15 protein-coding genes, 1 tRNA gene and 3 pseudogenes are annotated in these 17,877 nt (G+C 66.3%); 8 read left to right on the top strand and 11 right to left on the bottom strand.

Annotation, left to right across the window (positions count from 1 at the left end; genetic code table 11):
• Window positions 1–100 precede the first annotated feature (100 nt).
• The 4 genes from IRT45_RS20650 to IRT45_RS20665 all read left to right on the top strand — a co-directional run bounded on the left by IRT45_RS20650 (window position 101) and on the right by IRT45_RS20665 (window position 4,023).
• A complete protein-coding gene (locus tag IRT45_RS20650) occupies window positions 101–1,375 on the top strand; it encodes an MFS transporter (protein ID WP_228534677.1) in 1,275 nt (424 codons plus the stop codon).
• A gap of 8 nt (window positions 1,376–1,383) precedes the next feature.
• A complete protein-coding gene (locus tag IRT45_RS20655) occupies window positions 1,384–1,755 on the top strand; it encodes a metalloregulator ArsR/SmtB family transcription factor (protein ID WP_194807482.1) in 372 nt (123 codons plus the stop codon).
• Window positions 1,756–1,938: 183 nt separating this feature from the next.
• Window positions 1,939–3,312: a hypothetical protein gene (locus IRT45_RS20660; protein WP_194807483.1), complete on the top strand. Its 1,374-nt coding sequence runs from the start codon at window positions 1,939–1,941 to the stop codon at window positions 3,310–3,312.
• A 288-nt stretch (window positions 3,313–3,600) separates the two neighbouring features.
• A complete protein-coding gene (locus IRT45_RS20665; protein WP_051043580.1) occupies window positions 3,601–4,023 on the top strand; it encodes a hypothetical protein in 423 nt (140 codons plus the stop codon).
• A 423-nt stretch (window positions 4,024–4,446) separates the two neighbouring features.
• On the opposite strand, the pseudogene IRT45_RS37065 reads toward IRT45_RS20665, so the two are convergent.
• The 6 genes and pseudogenes from IRT45_RS37065 to IRT45_RS20695 form a co-directional block, all read right to left on the bottom strand.
• Window positions 4,447–4,797 (bottom strand): annotated as a pseudogene (locus IRT45_RS37065) (class I SAM-dependent methyltransferase); the annotation flags it as partial.
• A gap of 171 nt (window positions 4,798–4,968) precedes the next feature.
• Complete coding sequence (locus IRT45_RS20675) at window positions 4,969–6,582, bottom strand: SulP family inorganic anion transporter (RefSeq protein WP_194807499.1); 1,614 nt, start codon at window positions 6,580–6,582, stop codon at window positions 4,969–4,971.
• Window positions 6,583–6,584: 2 nt separating this feature from the next.
• Window positions 6,585–8,420: a phosphoenolpyruvate carboxykinase (GTP) gene (locus IRT45_RS20680; protein ID WP_194807484.1), complete on the bottom strand. Its 1,836-nt coding sequence runs from the start codon at window positions 8,418–8,420 to the stop codon at window positions 6,585–6,587.
• A 109-nt stretch (window positions 8,421–8,529) separates the two neighbouring features.
• Window positions 8,530–8,829, bottom strand: a complete 300-nt coding sequence (locus IRT45_RS20685; RefSeq protein WP_194807500.1) for a metalloregulator ArsR/SmtB family transcription factor — start codon at window positions 8,827–8,829, stop codon at window positions 8,530–8,532.
• A gap of 130 nt (window positions 8,830–8,959) precedes the next feature.
• Entirely contained in the window at window positions 8,960–9,337 is a 378-nt protein-coding gene (locus IRT45_RS20690) for a VOC family protein (RefSeq protein WP_194807485.1), read from the bottom strand.
• A 522-nt stretch (window positions 9,338–9,859) separates the two neighbouring features.
• Window positions 9,860–10,840 (bottom strand): cutinase family protein, encoded by a 981-nt coding sequence (locus tag IRT45_RS20695; RefSeq protein WP_228534678.1) that lies wholly within the window; start codon window positions 10,838–10,840, stop codon window positions 9,860–9,862.
• 257 nt (window positions 10,841–11,097) lie between these two features.
• On the opposite strand from IRT45_RS20695, the gene IRT45_RS20700 reads away from it, so the two are divergent.
• The gene (locus tag IRT45_RS20700) at window positions 11,098–11,634 is read left to right on the top strand and encodes a DUF402 domain-containing protein (protein WP_194807486.1); all 537 of its coding nucleotides are present in this window, start codon (window positions 11,098–11,100) and stop codon (window positions 11,632–11,634) included.
• Between the two features lie 804 nt (window positions 11,635–12,438).
• A tRNA-Pro gene (locus IRT45_RS20705) sits at window positions 12,439–12,512 on the top strand.
• A gap of 40 nt (window positions 12,513–12,552) precedes the next feature.
• On the opposite strand, the gene IRT45_RS20710 is transcribed toward IRT45_RS20705, so the two are convergent.
• From IRT45_RS20710 to IRT45_RS20725, 5 genes and pseudogenes are all read right to left on the bottom strand, one after another.
• Window positions 12,553–13,755 (bottom strand): site-specific integrase, encoded by a 1,203-nt coding sequence (locus IRT45_RS20710; protein WP_194807501.1) that lies wholly within the window; start codon window positions 13,753–13,755, stop codon window positions 12,553–12,555.
• A complete protein-coding gene (locus IRT45_RS38050; RefSeq protein WP_194807502.1) occupies window positions 13,755–14,054 on the bottom strand; it encodes a helix-turn-helix domain-containing protein in 300 nt (99 codons plus the stop codon). Before IRT45_RS38050 ends, IRT45_RS20710 begins: the two co-directional genes overlap by 1 nt.
• The gene (locus IRT45_RS37070) at window positions 13,970–14,335 is read right to left on the bottom strand and encodes a replication initiator (protein ID WP_375540131.1); all 366 of its coding nucleotides are present in this window, start codon (window positions 14,333–14,335) and stop codon (window positions 13,970–13,972) included. The genes IRT45_RS38050 and IRT45_RS37070 overlap by 85 nt, the downstream gene beginning before the upstream one ends.
• Window positions 14,336–14,357: 22 nt before the next feature.
• Window positions 14,358–14,633: pseudogene (locus IRT45_RS37805) on the bottom strand (hypothetical protein); the annotation flags it as partial.
• A 263-nt stretch (window positions 14,634–14,896) separates the two neighbouring features.
• Window positions 14,897–15,622: a recombinase family protein gene (locus IRT45_RS20725; protein WP_375540130.1), complete on the bottom strand. Its 726-nt coding sequence runs from the start codon at window positions 15,620–15,622 to the stop codon at window positions 14,897–14,899.
• A gap of 311 nt (window positions 15,623–15,933) precedes the next feature.
• Here IRT45_RS20725 and IRT45_RS20730 point away from each other — a divergent pair.
• Both IRT45_RS20730 and IRT45_RS20735 read left to right on the top strand, forming a co-directional pair.
• Window positions 15,934–16,525: pseudogene (locus tag IRT45_RS20730) on the top strand (IS1380 family transposase); the annotation flags it as partial.
• Between the two features lie 78 nt (window positions 16,526–16,603).
• Window positions 16,604–17,530, top strand: a complete 927-nt coding sequence (locus tag IRT45_RS20735; RefSeq protein WP_194807487.1) for an integrase core domain-containing protein — start codon at window positions 16,604–16,606, stop codon at window positions 17,528–17,530.
• Window positions 17,531–17,877: the final 347 nt, after the last annotated feature.

Below are 17,877 nucleotides of genomic sequence, written 5' to 3' on the forward strand. Positions count from 1 at the left end.
TTCTCGGCGGAGATCGAATTGTGGCGCGGTGCCATCGAACCGGTCGAGACGACAATAGGTTCACAATTGCGCACCTATTGTCTTAAACTGGCGGTGTTCGATGCGTTCCGCGGATTCCGGAGGTCCCGACGTGCTGGAGGTCTTGCGGCACGACCGTTTCCGGCGCTTGTTCACCGCGCAGGTGGTGGCTCTGGTCGGGACCGGTCTGCTGACCGTCGCGCTGGGTTTGGCGGCCTACGATCTGGCCGGAACCGATGCCGGTGCGGTGCTGGGTACCGCGCTGGCGATCAAGATGGTCGCCTACGTCTTCGTGGCGCCGGTGATCTCGGCGCTGACCGACCGGGTGCCGCGGCGGGTGCTGCTGGTATCGGCCGATGTGGTCCGGCTGGTCATCGCATTGCTGTTGCCGCTGGTCACGCACGTCTGGCAGATCTATGTCCTGATCTTCGTACTGCAGGCGGCCTCGGCCACGTTCACCCCGGCCTTCCAGGCGGTCATCCCGTCGATCCTGCCGGACGAGGAGGACTACACCCGCGGGCTGTCGCTCTCGCGGCTGGCCTACGACCTGGAATCGCTGCTCAGTCCCGTCGTGGCGGCGGCATTGCTGACCGTGGTCGGCTATCACCTGCTGTTCGTCGGCACCGCAGCGGGTTTCGCGACCTCCGCGATCATGGTGGTGCGCACCACGCTGCCTCGATCGGTGCCCGCCGACCGGACCGGTTCGCTGCCGGCCCGGATCACCTCGGGCGCACGCCTGATGGCGGCGAGTCCGGTGCTGCGCGGGCTGCTGGCGATGAACGTCGCCGTCGCCGCGGCGACCGCGCTGGTCGTCGTCAACACCGTGGTCTACGTGCGCGACCTGCTGCACGGGCCGGCGTCCGCGGTCGCGGTGGCGCTGGGCTGCTTCGGCGGTGGTTCGATGATCGTCGCGCTCGCGATTCCGCGGCTGCTCACCGGCATTCCCGATCGCCGCCTCATGCTGATCGGGTGTGCGATCCTGCCCGCCGGTCTCGCCGGCGCCGCGATGCTCGCCGCCCTCGAGCCCGGACCGCGGGCGGGCTGGACGCTGCTGGTGGTGGCGTGGTCGGATATGGGCGCGGGTACCTCGCTGATCAACACACCCTCGGCGCGGCTGTTGCGCGCCCAATCCGACGGCGGCACTCGCACCGCCGTGTTCACCGCGCAGTTCTCGCTCTCGCACGCCTGTTTCCTGGTGACCTATCCGATCGCCGGCTGGCTGGGCGCCACCGCCGGACAAGCCTGGGCGGCGGTGGTTTCGGCGGTCCTGGCCGCTGCCGCCGCCGTGATCGCCGCGCGGATGTGGCCGGTCCACGTATCGTCGGGTGCGCAGATGGCCACAGCAGGAAGTCGGTGAACCAACCCATGACAGGTGAGGAAACCCCCGCAGTTGACGCCCTGCCGCCCAGCCTGGTGCACCGCGTCGCACCAGACCCGGCCCGTCTCGACGCCGCCACCTCGGTGTTCCGGATGCTCGCCGATCCGACCCGGCTGCACATCCTCTGGGTCCTCGCCGAGGGCGAGGCCGACGTCACCGCCCTCACCGAAGCCTGCGGCGGCTCCCGCACCTCGGTCAGCCAGCACCTGGCGAAATTGCGCTTCACCGGCATGGTCGAGACCCGCCGCGAAGGCCGCCGCATCATCTACCGCATCCGCGACGGCCACCTCGCCCGCCTCGCCCGCGAAGGTCTCAACCTCGCCGACCACATCGTCACCGGCGAACTGCCGCACGAATAGCAAGGTCCGGGAAGCGCTTCTCGCATCGGTTCGCCGGCGACCGGCCCGGTGCCCTAGCGGACAACGATCGGTCACGGAGTGGGATCGATCCGGGGACGGCGGTGAATGCGTTGTCCTTTCGAGGGCAACGGCGCCGAATCAGTTCTGGGCCGTGCCGATCGGCCCGGAAGGGTATGAGCCGTCATGTCCGCCGATGATCGAGATGCCCGCCCACCGCAGTCGGATGCGGAACTGTCCGCCGACGATCGTGCCGAACTCGAGCGCTTGCGCGCCTATGTCGCGGCGCATCCACCGCACCCGACCCGCCGGCACGCGTGGCGCTGGACCGGGGTCGTGCTGCTGCTGATCCTGACCGCGGTGCTGATCATCGGATCGGTGACGACGCGGTTCGTGCGCAGCCAGATCTTCGACACCGACCGCTACGTCACGACCGTCGCACCGCTGGCGACCGATCCGGCGATCCAGAAGGAGTTGGCCGACAAGATCACCGACGCGATCGTCACCCGCGTCGACATCAAGGCGTACACGGCCGACGCGGTCAACGCGCTCACTCAGAACGTCGGGCAATTGTCGGATCGGCCCCGTGCGGTCGCGGCCTTGAACAGTCTGCCCGCGCTGGTGGCCGACCAGGCCGAGAACTACATCCACCAGGCCGCGACGGCAGTGGTGACCAGCGATCAATTCCGCGAGGCGTGGGACACGGCCAACCGCCGCGCGCACGACGCGCTGGTCCACGTCGTCAAGGGGGAGACCAGACCCGGGATCGAGGTCAGCGACGACGGCACCGTGAGCATTTCGCTGAAGCCGATCCTGGCGACGGTGCGCGAACGGCTCGACGCACGTGGAATCAGCTTGGCGGACAAGATTCCTGATGTCGACGCGCAATTCGTCATCTTCCACGCCACCGAACTGCCCAAGTACCAGTCGTGGCTGCGTACGCTCGATCGGTCGGCGAACATCCTGCCGTGGGTGGCATTGGCCACCGCGGCGGGCGCGGTGTGGCTGGCTCCCCGCGGGCGGCGGCTGCGGACCCTCGCCTTGGCCGGCGTCGCCGGCGCGGTCGCGATGGTGCTGCTGGCCATCGGGGTGGTGATCGCTCGCAGTATCTACCTGGATGCCGTTCCGCCCGATGCTTTGTCACCGCCGGCCGCCACCGCATTGTTCGACACCGTGATCCACCCGCTGCGGGTGTCGCTGCGCGCGGTCGCGGTGGTGAGCCTGGTCGTGGCCGCGGTGGGGTATCTGGCCGGGTCGTCCCATTCGGCGCAGTCGGTGCGTTCCGGTTTCGGGCGGCTCATGGTCGCCGTCCGCGGCCGGCGTCGGCGCCCGCCCACTGTGGTCGAGACGTTCGCCGCGCACTATCGGACGCCGCTGCGCCTCGCGGTGCTGGCCGGCGCCGTGCTCGTCCTGGTGTTGTGGCCCTACGCCACCGGCTTGGTCGTGGTGGGCATCGTGCTGGTCGCGGGTGCGCTGCTGCTGATCATCGAAATTCTCGCGCGGCCCGCGGCCGCACCGGAAACCCCTGCCGGGCCGCAGCCCTCGTCGACTGCCGGGTGACGCCGGAACCGGCAATTCGGTTACGTTTCGGGGTCGATCGACCGGTCCACCGGTTCGTGATAATCCGCGACGTTTTCCGCGACGAATCGTTAGATGCCCGGTTGGCTCGCCGAATTCGTCCATCGAGGGATGTACCAGGTCGACGAGCGAACCGGGACCATCATCCGCCGCGGCGGCTGGTCAGGAGGCAGCGCAGGGCCGCATGTCACAACCCACCAGGACCGACGCATGTCGGTGCACGCCGGCGGACGGCCCGCCGGCGAGGTTCACGAAAAGGGGTGAGCCGTCGTGACGGCTACGCAACACGGAACACCGAACGGGCGATCCGACACCCGGCATGCGGTAGCAGCCGGTACGTCGCTGGCCGCGGCGGCCCTGCTGGCCGTCACCGGAGTCGTGTCCATCCTGCAGGGCGTTTCGGCCATCGCGAAGGACGACGTCTACGTCTCGGGGCCGGACTACATCTACAAGTTCGACATCAGCGGATGGGGATGGATCCACCTCATCCTCGGCGTCCTGATGGTGGCGGCCGCCGCCGGTCTGTTCACCCGTTCGACGTGGGGACAGATGCTGGCGATCGCGCTACTGGGCTTGTCCATCATCGCCAATTTCCTGTGGCTGCCGCACTATCCGTGGTGGTCGATCCTGGTCATCGCCCTCGACATCGTGGTGATCTGGGCGATCGCCACGTGGGATCCGCACCGAGTCTGACAGCTCGACCCGGCCGGACCGCGTCTCGGGGACACGGTCCGGCCGCCGTGCTGTCATCTGCAGCCACCGCATCGGCGCGCCGAATTCGCCGCGCCCGAATCGGCCGCGCAGTGCCTCGGCCGCGATCGCGGTAGCGGACTCGATATCGAGCGACGAGTGTCGTTCGATCTCGCCGCGCAGCGGGGTGCCCTGGCAAAGGGCCACCGCAGCGGTCTCGGCAGTCGCCCGGCTCGACCCGTCGAGGTACTCACCGGTGATCTGTTCGAAGCCGGCTTCTGCGAGTTCGCCGCGAATCCGGTCGAGGTCGAAGTATCCGTGCGGTGTGCGGCGGAAGAACTCGAGCGGTTCGCCGGGTGCCGCCGCGCACAGCGCCTCGGTGACGACCAGGGCCAAGGCATTGGTCTCGAGCCGGTCCCAGACGTTGAAGGCGAACACGCCGCCCGGGCGCAACACCCGCAGGGTTTCGGCGTATCCGGCGACCTTGTCGGGCAGAAACATGGCGCCGAACTGGCAGGCCACCACGTCGAACGAACATGCGGCGAACGGCAGATGCCCGGCGTCGGCCACCTGCCACCGCACCCGATCCGACGCCGAGCGGTTCGCTGCGGTCGTCAGCATGGGTTCGTTCAGGTCGGTCGCCACGATGTCGCGGCCCTCCAGCCGTGCCAGCTCTCTGGTCAGCACCCCGGTCCCCGCCGCGGTTTCGAGAATGTCGACCGCGGCGGTCGCGGCCACCGCCTGCGCGAGCAGCCGAGCGGGCTCGGCGAAGATCATCGGAACCAGCAGCGTGTCGTAGATCTGCGGGATCGATCCGGTGAACGACGTGTCCCCGCCTCCGGCCGGTGGGCCCGGCCTCGGATCACCACTCACGGCAGCGATGCTACGCGCGCCCTCCCGCTGCCGGGCGAGATCACCGCAGCGCCGGGACGTTTCGGCTCGCGGCGATCACAGGGCGCGTGCGTACGCCAGGGCGTCGGGCGTCTGCTCGAAGATCTGCGTCTCGCCGCCCGCGGGCAGCGCTCCGAGCATCGCGAGCCGGCGGCGGTGGTCTTCGCGCAGCCCCGACATCAGGACCGTGATGTGGCGGTGCTGCAGTTTCGTGACGGCGTCCTTGAGGACCAGTGCCCCGGTGGTGTCGAGTGCGGTGACATGTGACATGCGCAGCACCACCACGTGGACGTCGGCGACCTCGGTCAGCTCCAGCAGGAAGCGGTGCGCGGCGGCGAAGAACAGCGGCCCGTCGATGCGGTAGGCGACGATGCGGTCGTGCAAGAGGCCGTGTTCCTCGGCGAGGTGGTCGGCCTCGTCGAGCGGAACCTGATGCAGCCGAGCCTCTTTCGCCACCGAACGCAGGGCGAGCACGACGGCGATCGCGACGCCGGCACCGACCGCGGTCACCAGGTCCAGGGCGACCGTGACCAGGAATGTCGCGGCCATGATGAGTGCGTCGCCGCGCGACGCGCGCGCGATGGCGGTCACAGACGCGGTTTCCACCATCCGAACCGTCGTGGCCAGCAGCACACCGGCCAGCGCGGCAACCGGAATATCGGCGACCAGTGGTGCGGCCAGGTAGATGATCGCGGCCAGGACCACCGCATGCGTCAGCGCGGCCAGCCGGGTGCGGGCGCCGGAGCGGACGTTGACGGCGGTGCGTGCGATCGCGCCGGTTGCGGGCACCCCGCCGAACAGTGGTGCGGCGATATTGGCCAAACCCTGTCCGAACAGTTCGCGATCGGGATCGTGACGGGTGCCGACGGCCATGGCGTCCGCGGCGGTCGCCGACAGCAGTGATTCGAGGGCGCCCAGTGCGGCGACCGCCAGCGCCGGCGCCACCAGTGATCCGAGGCTGCCCCAATCGAGGAAGTCCAGGGTCGGTGCGCTCAGCCCTGAAGGCAGGGCGCCGATGGCCGCGGTGTGGATGTCGAAGACCGCGACCACGACGGTCGCGCCGGCGACGGCCAGCAGAGCGAACGGCAGCTTCGGCAGGAACCGACCGCCCACCAGCATCATCGCGGCCACCGCCAGGGCGATCACGACCGGCGCGAGATGCGGATGCGAAATATATTGGCGCACAGCGTCGTAGGCCGACTGCCAGACCTTGTCCCCGTGCGCGTGTGCGATTCCCAGGGCGTTGGGGAACTGCTGCAGCGCGATCACCACGGCGATGCCGGCGGTGAAGCCCTCGATCACCGGGGCCGGCATGTAGCGCACCGCACGCCCGGCCCCGGCGACCGCGAGCGCCACCAGCACGATGCCGGCCATCAGGCCCACGGCCAGCACCCCGCCCCCGCCGTGCTGGTGGACGATCGGAACCAGCACGACGGTCATCGCCCCGGTCGGCCCCGACACCTGGAAACGGGAGCCGCCGAATATCGCGGCCACGATGCCCGCCACGACCGCGGTGGTCAGTCCGGCCGCGGCGCCGAGCCCGGAGCTGATGCCGAAGCCCAGTGCCAGTGGCAGCGCCACCAGGGCGACGATCAGCCCCGACAGCAGATCGGGGCCCGGGGCGCGCACAGCCGGACGCCAATCGGACCAGCGGGGGAGTAGTGCGGCGATGTTCACAACCGGGCTGCCAGACGCAGTTTCAGCGCGGCGAGCTGTTCCCGCAACGGTTCGGGCAGCCGATTGCCGCCGATGGTGGCGTACCAGTGGTCGATATCGGACACCTCGGCCACCCACTCGTCGATGTCGACCGCGAGCGAGGCTGCGGCCCCGGCGCGCTGCCGGTCGTCGAGTCCGGTGAGGTCGAGCGCCTCGACTGGCGGCACGTAGCCGATCGGCGTCTCGACCGCCTCTGCGATGCCGTCGAGACGGTCCAGTGCCCACTTCAGCACGCGCACGTTGTCGCCGAAGCCGGGCCACAGGAATTTACCTTCCGGACCGCGGCGAAACCAGTTGACCTGGAAGATCTTCGGCAGTTTCGCCGGGTCGACGGCGGCGCCGAGCCGGAGCCAGTGGGCGAAGTAGTCACCGACGTGATAGCCGAGGAACGGCAGCATCGCCATCGGATCGCGCCGCACGACGCCGACTGTCCCGGCCGCGGCGGCGGTGGTCTCCGAGGACAACACCGAGGCGGTGAACACTCCGTGCGCCCAGTCGAAGGACTCGGCGACCAGTGGGACGGTGGTCGCGCGGCGGCCGCCGAAGAAGATCGCCGAAATCGGCACGCCGGCCGGATCGTCCCATTCCGGAGCCACCGACGGGCACTGGCGAATCGGCGTGCAGTATCGCGAATTCGGGTGCGCGGCAAGCGTTCCCGATGCGGGCGTCCAATCGTTGCCGTGCCAGTCGACGAGATGGGCGGGCGGCTCGGCGGTCAATCCCTCCCACCACACGTCCCCGTCGTCGGTGCGGGCGGTGTTGGTGAAGATCGAATCGCCCTTCGCGATGGTGGCGATGGCGTTGGTGTTGGTCGTGGCGCCGGTGCCGGGGGCGACACCGAAGAATCCGGCCTCGGGATTGACCGCGTAGAGCCGGCCGTCGGCGCCGAAGCGCAGCCACGCGATATCGTCGCCGACCGTCTCGGCGGTCCAGCCGTCGAGCGCGGGCTCGAGCATGGCCAGATTCGTCTTGCCGCACGACGACGGGAACGCCGCGGCGACATAGTGTGTCTTCCCTTGCGGGGAAGTCAATTTCAGGATCAGCATGTGCTCGGCCAGCCATCCTTCGTCGCGGCCGAGCACCGAGGCGATGCGCAGCGCGAAACACTTCTTGCCCAGCAGAGCATTGCCGCCGTAGCCGGATCCGTAGCTCCAGATCTCGCGTCGCTCGGGGAAGTGGGAGATGTATTTGGTGGTATCGCACGGCCACGCGGCATCCGGCTCACCGGCGCCCAGCGGTGCCCCGACCGAATGCAGGCATTTGACGAATTCCGTTCCGGCCGTGAACTTTTTCCACACGGCGTCACCGGACCGCGTCATGATCTGCATCGACACCGCCACGTACTCCGAATCGGTAATCTGCACACCGAATTTCGGATCCTCCGCATCCAGCGGCCCCATGCAGAACGCGATGACATACATCGTCCGACCGGCCATCGCGCCGCGATAGTGTTCGGTCATCACCGTGCGCATATCCACCGGGTCGACCCAGTTGTTGGTCGGACCGGCGTCGGTCTCACGTTCGGAGCAGATGAACGTGCGATCCTCCACCCGCGCGACGTCCTCCGGATCGGAGACGCACCAGAACGAGTTCGGCTTGCCGGTCAGCGGAACGAAGGTTCCCTTCTCGACCAACCGTGCGGTCAGCCGATCCCACTCCGCGCGGGAGCCGTCGCACAGGACGATGTGCTCGGGCGCCGTCAGCTCGGCCACTTCGGCGATCCACGCCAGAACGCTCTCGTGAGCCACCGGAACCTCGTCGAGCCGTGCGATGACACGTGAACTATCGGACACGAGACCTGCCTCCTTGATAAAGCTGCAATGTAGTTAGTTTAGAAAAGCTGCAATCAGACATGTATTCGGCCCCCCGGCGCCGATAGTTCCGGCCGCTACCGCCGGATCGTCAGGCGGGCTCTTCCAGTGCCTCCGCTTGGCCCGCGACCACGCCGGTCAGGATCGCTCGTGCCACCGTCAGCAATTCCGCGACCTGCGGTGAGGTGAGCTCGTAGGTGACCGATAGCCCCTCGCGCCGGGCCGCGACCAAACCGGCTCGGCGCAGAATCGCGAGCTGCTGCGACAGATTCGCCGGTTCGATACCGATTTCGGTCAGCATCTCGGAGACGGCGTGTTCGCGCTCGCTGAGCAGTTCGAGCACGCGAATCCGGATCGGATGCCCCAGTGTTTTGAAGAACTCCGCTTTCATCTGATAGAGCGGCCTGCTCAGTCCGGGCACGCAATCACTCCCTTTGGTCCACGGCTCTCGGCCTGCCCCGCCGCTCTTGATTGCAAAGTTTAGCAAGCAAGGAAAGTGCCGCGCTGCTCGCGCCCGCCGATCAGCCGGGCAGCCGCCACGGCGGATCGCGCCTGTTGCCGGCGGCATGGAACAGGCACAGCCGGTGGCCGTCGGGGTCACGCAACCGGGCTTCGCGCCACAGCCAGGGCATATCGGCGGGGGACTGGTCGAATGCGATGCCGGCGTCGGACAGGCGCCGATACTCGCCGTCGAGGTCGTCGGTCTCGAAATACAGGGTGATTTCCTCGCCGGCCGGCACCGCGTCGACACGGTCGACCGAAAAGGTGCTCTCACCGGCGGGACATTCGAACCGCAGATAGTGATCGTTCTTGACGATCAGGCGCAGGCCGAGCAGCCGGTAGAAACGCTCGGAGCGATCGAGGTCCGTGCTGCCGACGGTGACCTGGTTCAAACGCATACCGTCCAGTGTCGTCGTCGGGGTGCCGGATCGGCCAGCCCCTCGGCAGGCGTCGGTGAGGCGGTGATCGCCGCCGGGCGGTCACCTCGCCGCCACGGAAGAGTCGGACTCCATCCTCGACTACTGCGCGCCGCATGTCGTGAACACCGGGTGTGGGGAAACGGCGACCGGCTGCTCGAAACAGTTTGTCATGCAAACCTTTCCGGCTCGATGTGGAAAGCGATTGTTTCCGAGCGGTTTTGTCGGCTACCTTGCCGTGTCCTCGGCGGTCGGCAGGGATGCTGGCGATCGAATGTCCAACTGCCACCTGGTCGTTTCCGCGATGCTGCGTGAACCTGCCGTGAGCGGGACGGACAGAAGACGTTAATTCCCCGACCTCCCGGGTATGACGAAATACGCAGTCCGCAAATGTTACCGAAAGGAGGAACCCGATGATTATCGGTGATTTGTCTCAGGTCGTGAACATGGTCGTGGACTGGTTCGATCAGATGCGAAGCGTGATCGGCATCTGACTCCGGTCCCTCACCCACCCGCCGAACCGCATCGGATGCGGTTGGGCGGGTGGTTCTCTGTTCGAAAAGCCAGCTGGCACATCGCTTGTCGAATGCGGCGATATCTTCCCCACGGGCCCAACGCTTTCCGTTTCTCGCAGAGGGTGTCACAGATGCCCGACGGCGAAGTCCGCCGCCTCGCCGGCCTCCACGGTGTGGCTGGTCCGGTGCACTTTCCAACTCGTGCCCTTCGGATCGCAGACCGGGTCGTTCGCGGTGCAGGTGTCGAGGTGCGGCTCCCGTAAGGGCCGGTGACGCTGTGACCGATACCGCGAATGGGTTGCCGAACAACAGAATCGCGGCGATCTTCGGCGCCCACCGACACGGGCAGGGTGGCGAGGATCGGCCCGCCGACCTTCGCGCCCACACTGCTGATACCGATCGAATTGTCGACCACGTTCGCCCGTTGCGAATACCCGACCAGGACGAAGCGCTGGTTCGGGCACGCCTTCGCCGCGCCGGTCACATGGTTCAGCAGGTCGCGGTTACCCTGCTGCACCGACCACGGTTGGGCCAGGCCGGCCGGGTACCGAACGCGATAGGCGCTGTGCGAGATCGACAAGCGCTGTGCGAGTGCGTGATACACCGGATCGCCGACGACAGCGCCGAGACCGGGGCCGTCGCCGAGCGGTTCGCCGGTGCCGCGAGCGACGACGACGTCGACATCGGCACACGTCGTCTGCGCCGCCGCGGGCGTGGCTGCCGAGATGCCGACCACGGCCGGCGTGACAGCGATCGACGCGACCGCCGAGGCCCCAGCCATCCCGCGGACATGGCGCGGCCTCTCCCTGTCGAACAGTGCCATCTGCGCAGTCTCCTCTGCCGATCGAGCCGGTACCGATGCTGATCGGACGTTAGAACCGCGACCGGGGTCAGGAGAGCCGAGGCGTCGGACTTCAAGATTTCCACCAAGCCCCTCCGGCGGCGCTGGTCGGGCGCACAGCGTCTCCAATTCGCCGGGTTCGATATCCGACCCACCCCATCCGGGGGCGAGGTATCCGACTGGGCCGGGGCGCTCTGGCCGACACGCCCGTGAGCGCGCCCATCTCGGCCGCCAGCTCCAGCAGGTGAAACCTTGTCGTGTGGAGCGGTTTTCAGATGCTCCAACCCGGCGAGACCTGCGACACATGGCCTTCCGAGAGTAGGTACCGGAAAGCCGTTGCCAGAACATCACCGAACAGCATGGTGGGACGGGTTAACGTGGCGACCATGCCCAAGTTCGCGGTCGGGTCCACGGTGCAGCGCCGCGAGGCCCTGCACGGAGAAGTGTGGATGACGATGTCGGTCCAGGTAGTCGCCGACGACGACGTACTCGCTGTATGGATCGATGAAGGCGCCCCGTTCGAATTTCCGCCGCATCCATTCGGCCCACATCCCTGGTCGAGCAGGGACCGATGGAGCGGCAGTAGCGTGCTGCAGCTCTACCGTCCCGGCGATGCGCATTCGGTGTGGGGATTCTTTCGGCACAGCCGTTTCGATCACTGGTACATCAACTTCGAAAGGCCATACCATCGCGGCGACACCTACTTCGACACCGATGATCACGGACTCGACATCGTCCTGCGAGACAGCGGATGGCAGTGGAAGGACCGCAACGACGTCGCAGGGCAGGTCGATTGCGGTCGCCTCACACCTGCGGAGGCGGACATGGTGTGGGCCGAGGCCGAGCGCGTCGCATCGGCATTGGACCGGGGCGACTATTGGTGGCTCCCGCGCTGGGAGGACTGGTCACCGGAGCTCAGGTAGTCGGTGGCGCACCGAACAGCGTTCGGAGGTCCCGACCGCAGCGCGCATCGGCGGGCCCTGTCAGAAGATTTCAACCACGACAAGCGTGCACCCGATGGCTGTGCTCAGCAGGGCCGGCGACAGCGGCAGGAACCAGAGGAGCTGACCGCTGGGCTTGCCCTCGACCCGGAACCGCTCCGGCTCTTTCGGCAGATACCTGACCCAACGGCCTCACCCGGCGTCCACGTTCGCCCCTTGCCACTATCCACGCTGGGAAGCGGCCACGAACCGGACATTGCGCCGAGTGGCCATCGTGCGTCCGCGCGCGAAAATCGCCGACCGCGCATCTCACGACAGTCGGCGGTCCGGAAGGCAACCACCGGAGACGAGTACTCCACGAACGTTTCGTCGCCATCGATGTCCACTTCGGTCTCGTGACGGCGCTCGATATCGACGACCCGCTCCGGCACCACAACCCCGTCCCGAACGAAGCGCACACCGAATCGAGCGGCCTTCGCACTCACGTGAACCGAACTTCCAGACTGCCAAACGGTGATTACCCAAGGGCGCCAAGTCCATTCGAGTCGCCGGCCTGCCGCTGCATCGGTGGAAGTGCCCGCCGCCAACCGGCCCCGCGCCCGCCCAGGAGCGCCGACACACGAGCTTTCTGAGGGCCTCCGATCCACCTCCGTAGTCGCTGATCAAGAAGCTGCACCGGAGCCCCGACCGACCTCCCGCCCCGGTCGGCGTCGCCCGCATCCAGCCGATTTGGTCCAACAAGGGGGTAGTGAGGTAATCTCTTCGAGCACCCGCAAGCGGGAGCCACGGGCTGTGGCGCAGCTTGGTAGCGCACTTGACTGGGGGTCAAGTGGTCGCAGGTTCAAATCCTGTCAGCCCGACAGAAGAAAACCCCTCCTGACCTGGTCGGGAGGGGTTTTGTCATTCGCCGACGACATGCAGTTGGGGACCATTCGGGGACCGTAGATGCCGTGACAGCATGTTTCCGTCTTCGGTCAGCGCCGCCATATCCGGATGCAGATACCGCTGCGTGATGCGCGGGTCGGTGTGGCCGGCTATCCGTTGGAGCCGATGCAGCGGCACCCCGGCATCCGCCATCCAGGTGAGCCCCGTATGCCGGAGATCGTGACGCCGAAGGTGGTCGTATCCCAGCTTCGTCACCACCGCATCCCAATGCGTTGCCCGCCGAAGAACGCCAGTGCTGATTCGTCCGCCGCGGGGCCCCACGAACAGCCGCGCGTCAGGTTGATCCTGGCGGCCTTCCAGTCGCCTGGCGACGATCGGGCGTAACTCCTCGATGATCGGAATACGTCGAGCCCGTTTGCCCTTCGTGCCCTTATCGGCCATCCCACCGGGGCCCGGGGTGGTCTGCCGACGCAAGGTCCACACCCACCGATCCGCATCGATATCACCGACCCGGCAGCCGGATGCCTCACCGATCCGGGTAGCTGTGCACGCCATGAACGTCACGACATCACCCCAGCCCCGATACTTGTCCGCCGATGCCGCTACCAGCGCATCCGCCAACGTCGTCAGTGCCCGCCAATCAGGCAATGCCAGTGCTCGCGGGTCTTCCAGCTCGTCCTCGTATCGCGCGAATTGCTTCTGCCAGCCCACGACGGCCACGGGATTCTTGTCGATCAACTCGTCACGCACGGCCTGTTCCATGACCCGTACGAACGCGGCCAGCGAGTTCTTGACCGTCGATTTTCCGCACCCGTCCGCGATCCAGGCGGACACGGCCCGGTCGGCAATACCCGCCGTGATCATGGTGACGGGCAGATGGCCGACTGTCGGAACGACACGTTTACGCCAGCCCGCGAGGTACGGATCGAGCGTCTTCGGCTCGACGCCGCGCATGGCGAAATCCATGTTCGCTTTCCCGTAGTCCGCCAGCTTGGCCGTCGCTGTCTTCGGATCGACACCCCGTGACGCAGCGCGTTTGATCTTGTCGAGCCATTCTTGCGCCCCCTCCTCGGTATCGAACGACTCGGACTTGGACGGCCGTGTCCCAGTCGCCGGGTCGGTCCAGCGAACACGGGCCCGAAACGGCTTGGCGCGATCCCGCTTCTCGATGTCACCCCGAACGACGACCCCCAGCGGCACAATCTGCTTGTCGACCATCACGCCGCCATCGGATCAACACGTTTGCGCCGCAGATACTCGGCCACGTCAGCCGAGTGATACCGGATCACACGATCCGAGACCTGAACGAAGGGCGGCCCCTGTGGGGGACGAGCCACACGCCACCGCCGCAAGCTCGATGGGTCGATCTTGAGCATTGCCGCAACCTCTTCCGTTGTGTACCAACGATTCTCGATCACTTCGACCTCCGTTGTCACGCCGCGATCTGCGTTGCCGAATGTTTTTGTTCGCCTGGTGGACTGGCTTCCAAGCGTGCGGTTTCGTATTGGGCGCGCCATTTGATCCGCTGCGCGATCGAGGCCATGATCAGGTGCTCTCGCGGTGGCACGTTCTTGTCTCCCGGCTCGACCGGTTTCACAATCAGCCGCGACGGGTCCGGGCGTTGGATACCGACCGCGGCGAGGATTTGCCGAACGAACTCGGCGCGGTCGGCCTTGTGATCCGGGAGGGTCTTCCCGGTCCAGCGACGCGAGACCAGGACGCGGCGGCCGCGCAGGCCGAGGGTTTCGCGGCGGTGGGCTTTGCCCTTGCACCCAGCGCAGTAGATCCGACAGGCGATAACGTCTGTACCGCCCCATGCGTGCGAAGCGCGGGCCGCGTTCCGCGGCTGCCCAGCTGGCCAAAGTCTTCTTGGGAATCTTCAGACGCTCGGCGACCTCACCGGTGCTGAGCCATACTTCGTCATCTCCCATGATCGCCTCGGTGGGCATTAGTCGAATGAAAAACGCTGCCGGCCAAGCAAAGCCAGGCATCGAGAAGAATGGCGCGTACGGAACGCCCCTGAGACGTGACCTCGCGCTGCCGGCCCTTGACGGAAAGGGGAAGGCTCCCGAAGGCGGCGCCGCAAGGTGGCTCATCGGCAGTCTTGGAGCGACAGCCTGCGGCGATCGTGCTCAGGCAATGACGCGTGCGTGTGTATTCGGGACTACTGCTGCAATCGACACAGCGAAGATTCTGGAGTCGCAACATAGACAAGGCCTCGATTCGGTTCTGATCGAGTCCCTCGCTCTACGCCAGATGAAATCGAGGATTCCATCTGTGTTTCCAAAAGGGAAGGGGTTTTGTCGATTCGGGCACCTTCTTGGGCGACCCTCAGGCGATCGAAGGAACCCGACGCTCGTCAGATTCCCGACTGTCGTCCCCGGCGATCGCGTGGCTCGGTGCCGCTTGTACTACAAGGGCCGTCGCGCCGCAGGCGATAGAGCGGTACCTGCACGCGAGAGGTTGCTGGTTCGAAACCAGCTGGGACCACCGTGAGGTCCTTATTCGAACCGCAGACCTTTGGTGCGATTCGATTCTCTTTTAACCGCTTTGACCTGGTTGTTTGCGGGCTTGTGCAACGGTGGGCCGCCGTGTGGAGGTCGGCGAAGACCGGAACCTTCTCATCGGTCACCCGCGGTGCCACCGTGTCCTCCAGATCGTCGATGTAGAAGCATTGAATGGTGTTCACCTGTCGGCCTTCGACGAGGATGCGGGCATTGACGTAGCCGAGGTTTGCTCGGCCGCAGGTGCCGCCGTTCATCGCCTTGTTCAGCATCTTGATGCTGATGTCCTGGCCGGACAGCTTGTTCTGGATGTCGTTGAAGATGTCGGTGATGGCGGCCATCATGTCGGCGTAGATGCCGTCATCGAAGTCTTTGCGGGCCGAGATCAGCTTCACGCCCATCATGTCCAGCTGCCGCTTGGTGACCGCAGCGTCGATGTAGTTGCGGAACGCCCGGGACAGCGCGTACACGATCACATACTCGATCTCCGGATGCTCTTTGAGGTAGACCAGCATCTCCTGGAACACGGCACGCTTCTCGATGCTCTGGGCAGAAACACCGGGTTCGACGAACTCCTTCACGATCCGAGCAGTGTTCAACTGCTTCTTGTCGGAGATACGCAGGTACGCGACCGCGGGATCGGGGATGCCAGCATTTTCACGGAGACTCCTCGACCTCTTTGGATTCTTTTGCCAGCGCAATGACGGCCCGACTCAGGCGGCGCAGGTCCGGCGGATCACGGCGATCACTGTCTACGACGAGGTGGTGTTCGCGTGACTCCCCAATGCGAGTGCCGCGACGTTTACGCATCGCGCGGCCTCGAGGGAGTGCTAGTGGTGCTCACACTCCGCAAAGCGCTGACATCACGCATCGCTAACCCTCGATCCACCCCGGGATGTGCGCGGGCGCGGACAGCATTGACGACATCGACCTGCTGCGCAGCGGTGGCGGCGGCGAGTCGTTCGCCGGAGTGTACGCACCCTCGACGGTCGGAACATTGTTGCGCGAGTTCACTTTCGGGCACGCGAAACAGCTGGAATCGGTGCCGGCTCAGCATCTGTGCGCGCTCGCGGCTCGGGTGGATCTGCTGCCTGGCGCGGCGACCCGCTGTTTCCTCGACATCGATTCGCTGCTGCGGCACGCACACAGTCGTGCGCGCAGCCCTGCGCGCGGGCGCGAAGTTCTCCCTCGTCCTGACCCACAACCCCGCGGTCACCCGCGCGATCGAGGTGATCGCCGCCGACGCGTGGACACCGGTGAAATACCCCGGCGCGGTCCGCGACCCCGACACCGGGGACTGGACCTCCGATGCAGAGGTCGCCGAAATCTCTTACACCGCTTTCGCTTCCACAAAACACAAGACCACCGCGCGACTGATCGTGCGACGCGTCAAAGACGCCCGATATTCCGACGGGCTGTTCCCGCTCTGGCGATACCACCCCTTCTTCACCAACTCCGACGAGCCCGCCTCGCCGACCTCTATCAACACCTGTCCCACTGATCACGCGATCCCACCTGGACTCGGCGTCCACAGTTCTTGACAATATCTCCAGTTCGAGCGGGTGTGTCGTGAGAATGGCATCATCCAGCGGCTGACCAAGCCGCGGACGCCGACCACGACGGGAAAGATCGGACGATTCCACAAGACCCTGCGGCGCGAGATGCTCGATCACTCTAGGCCGTTCGCCGACCCTGCCGCCGCCCAGGCCGCGATTGATGCCTGGGTCCACGCCTACCACCACACCCGACCTCACCAATCACTAGAAATGGCAACTCCGGCGCAGGTTTTCCGCCCGCATACCCTGCGCGTCATTCCGTCGTCCAGCACCGATCCGACTGCGGTCGAGTCGGCGTTCGAGCCCTCGCGGCCGCCGGTGCTCCCGCCGCCGGGTTCGTCGGAGGACGGCGACAATGTCCGATTCCACGCGGTGGAGTTGGAGGCGGTGATCAGTCTCGGTCGGCACGTGATGTTGCCGCGCGCCCAGAGCTTGAAGTTCAGCCCGACCTTGGTCGGGCGGACGGTCACCGTCTGGATCAGCGACCGCACAGTTCATGTCCTGCTCGATGGGCAGCTGATCCGCACCCGCGCAATGAGTTTCATCGACGCCGGCCTGCAATCGATGCTCCTGCGCGGCGGACGCCCGGCCGGGCCCGAGCCACAGGGCGGCATCAGCGCCGACACTCCGCTGGCACCAACTGTGGTGGTCGAGGTCGACCGCAAAGCGACCAGGGACGGGATCGTCTCGCTCGGGCCGGTGCCGGTCGCGCTCGGCCCCGGTCTGATCGGCAAGCAGCTCACCCTGCGCTTCGACGGCAGCATCATGTATGTCATCCACGCCGGACTGCTGGTCAAGACCCTGCCCGCGCCGATTCCGCGTGAACAGCGCGCCAAGCTCACCGGGGCCGGACTGCTACCACCCCCTGCCTCCGCCTCCGTCTCAGCCGCGCAAGGCCATTCGCCGGATCGGGGCCCGATGGGACGTTCATGATCGCCCGGCAGAAGCTCCGACCCGGCCTCGCGCACGCCGGGAAGACCGTCACCGTCGTCATCGACTAGACCTGCTTCCGCATCCTCGACGGCGAGGTCGAAATCTCCACCCACCCACGCAAAGGCGACCCGGTCACCCGCTACAACCCGAACCCCCGCTCATCGTCCAGCATCACCTGAAACCGTCAATCATCCTGCGAGACACCGTCAATCATGTACCAGGAACAAGCCGTCAAGAATCTATCCGGACTTCATATACGGGGAGAATTCACTGGCCGCTGACATCCCAGTGCTACAGCGTAGTCAGCATCGGGCGATCGCAGTGAGATCCGTTGCCCCTCAACACCT

Origin of the sequence: Nocardia sp. BSTN01, from assembly GCF_015354405.1 — a bacterium.
In the GTDB taxonomy this organism is placed as follows: domain Bacteria; phylum Actinomycetota; class Actinomycetes; order Mycobacteriales; family Mycobacteriaceae; genus Nocardia.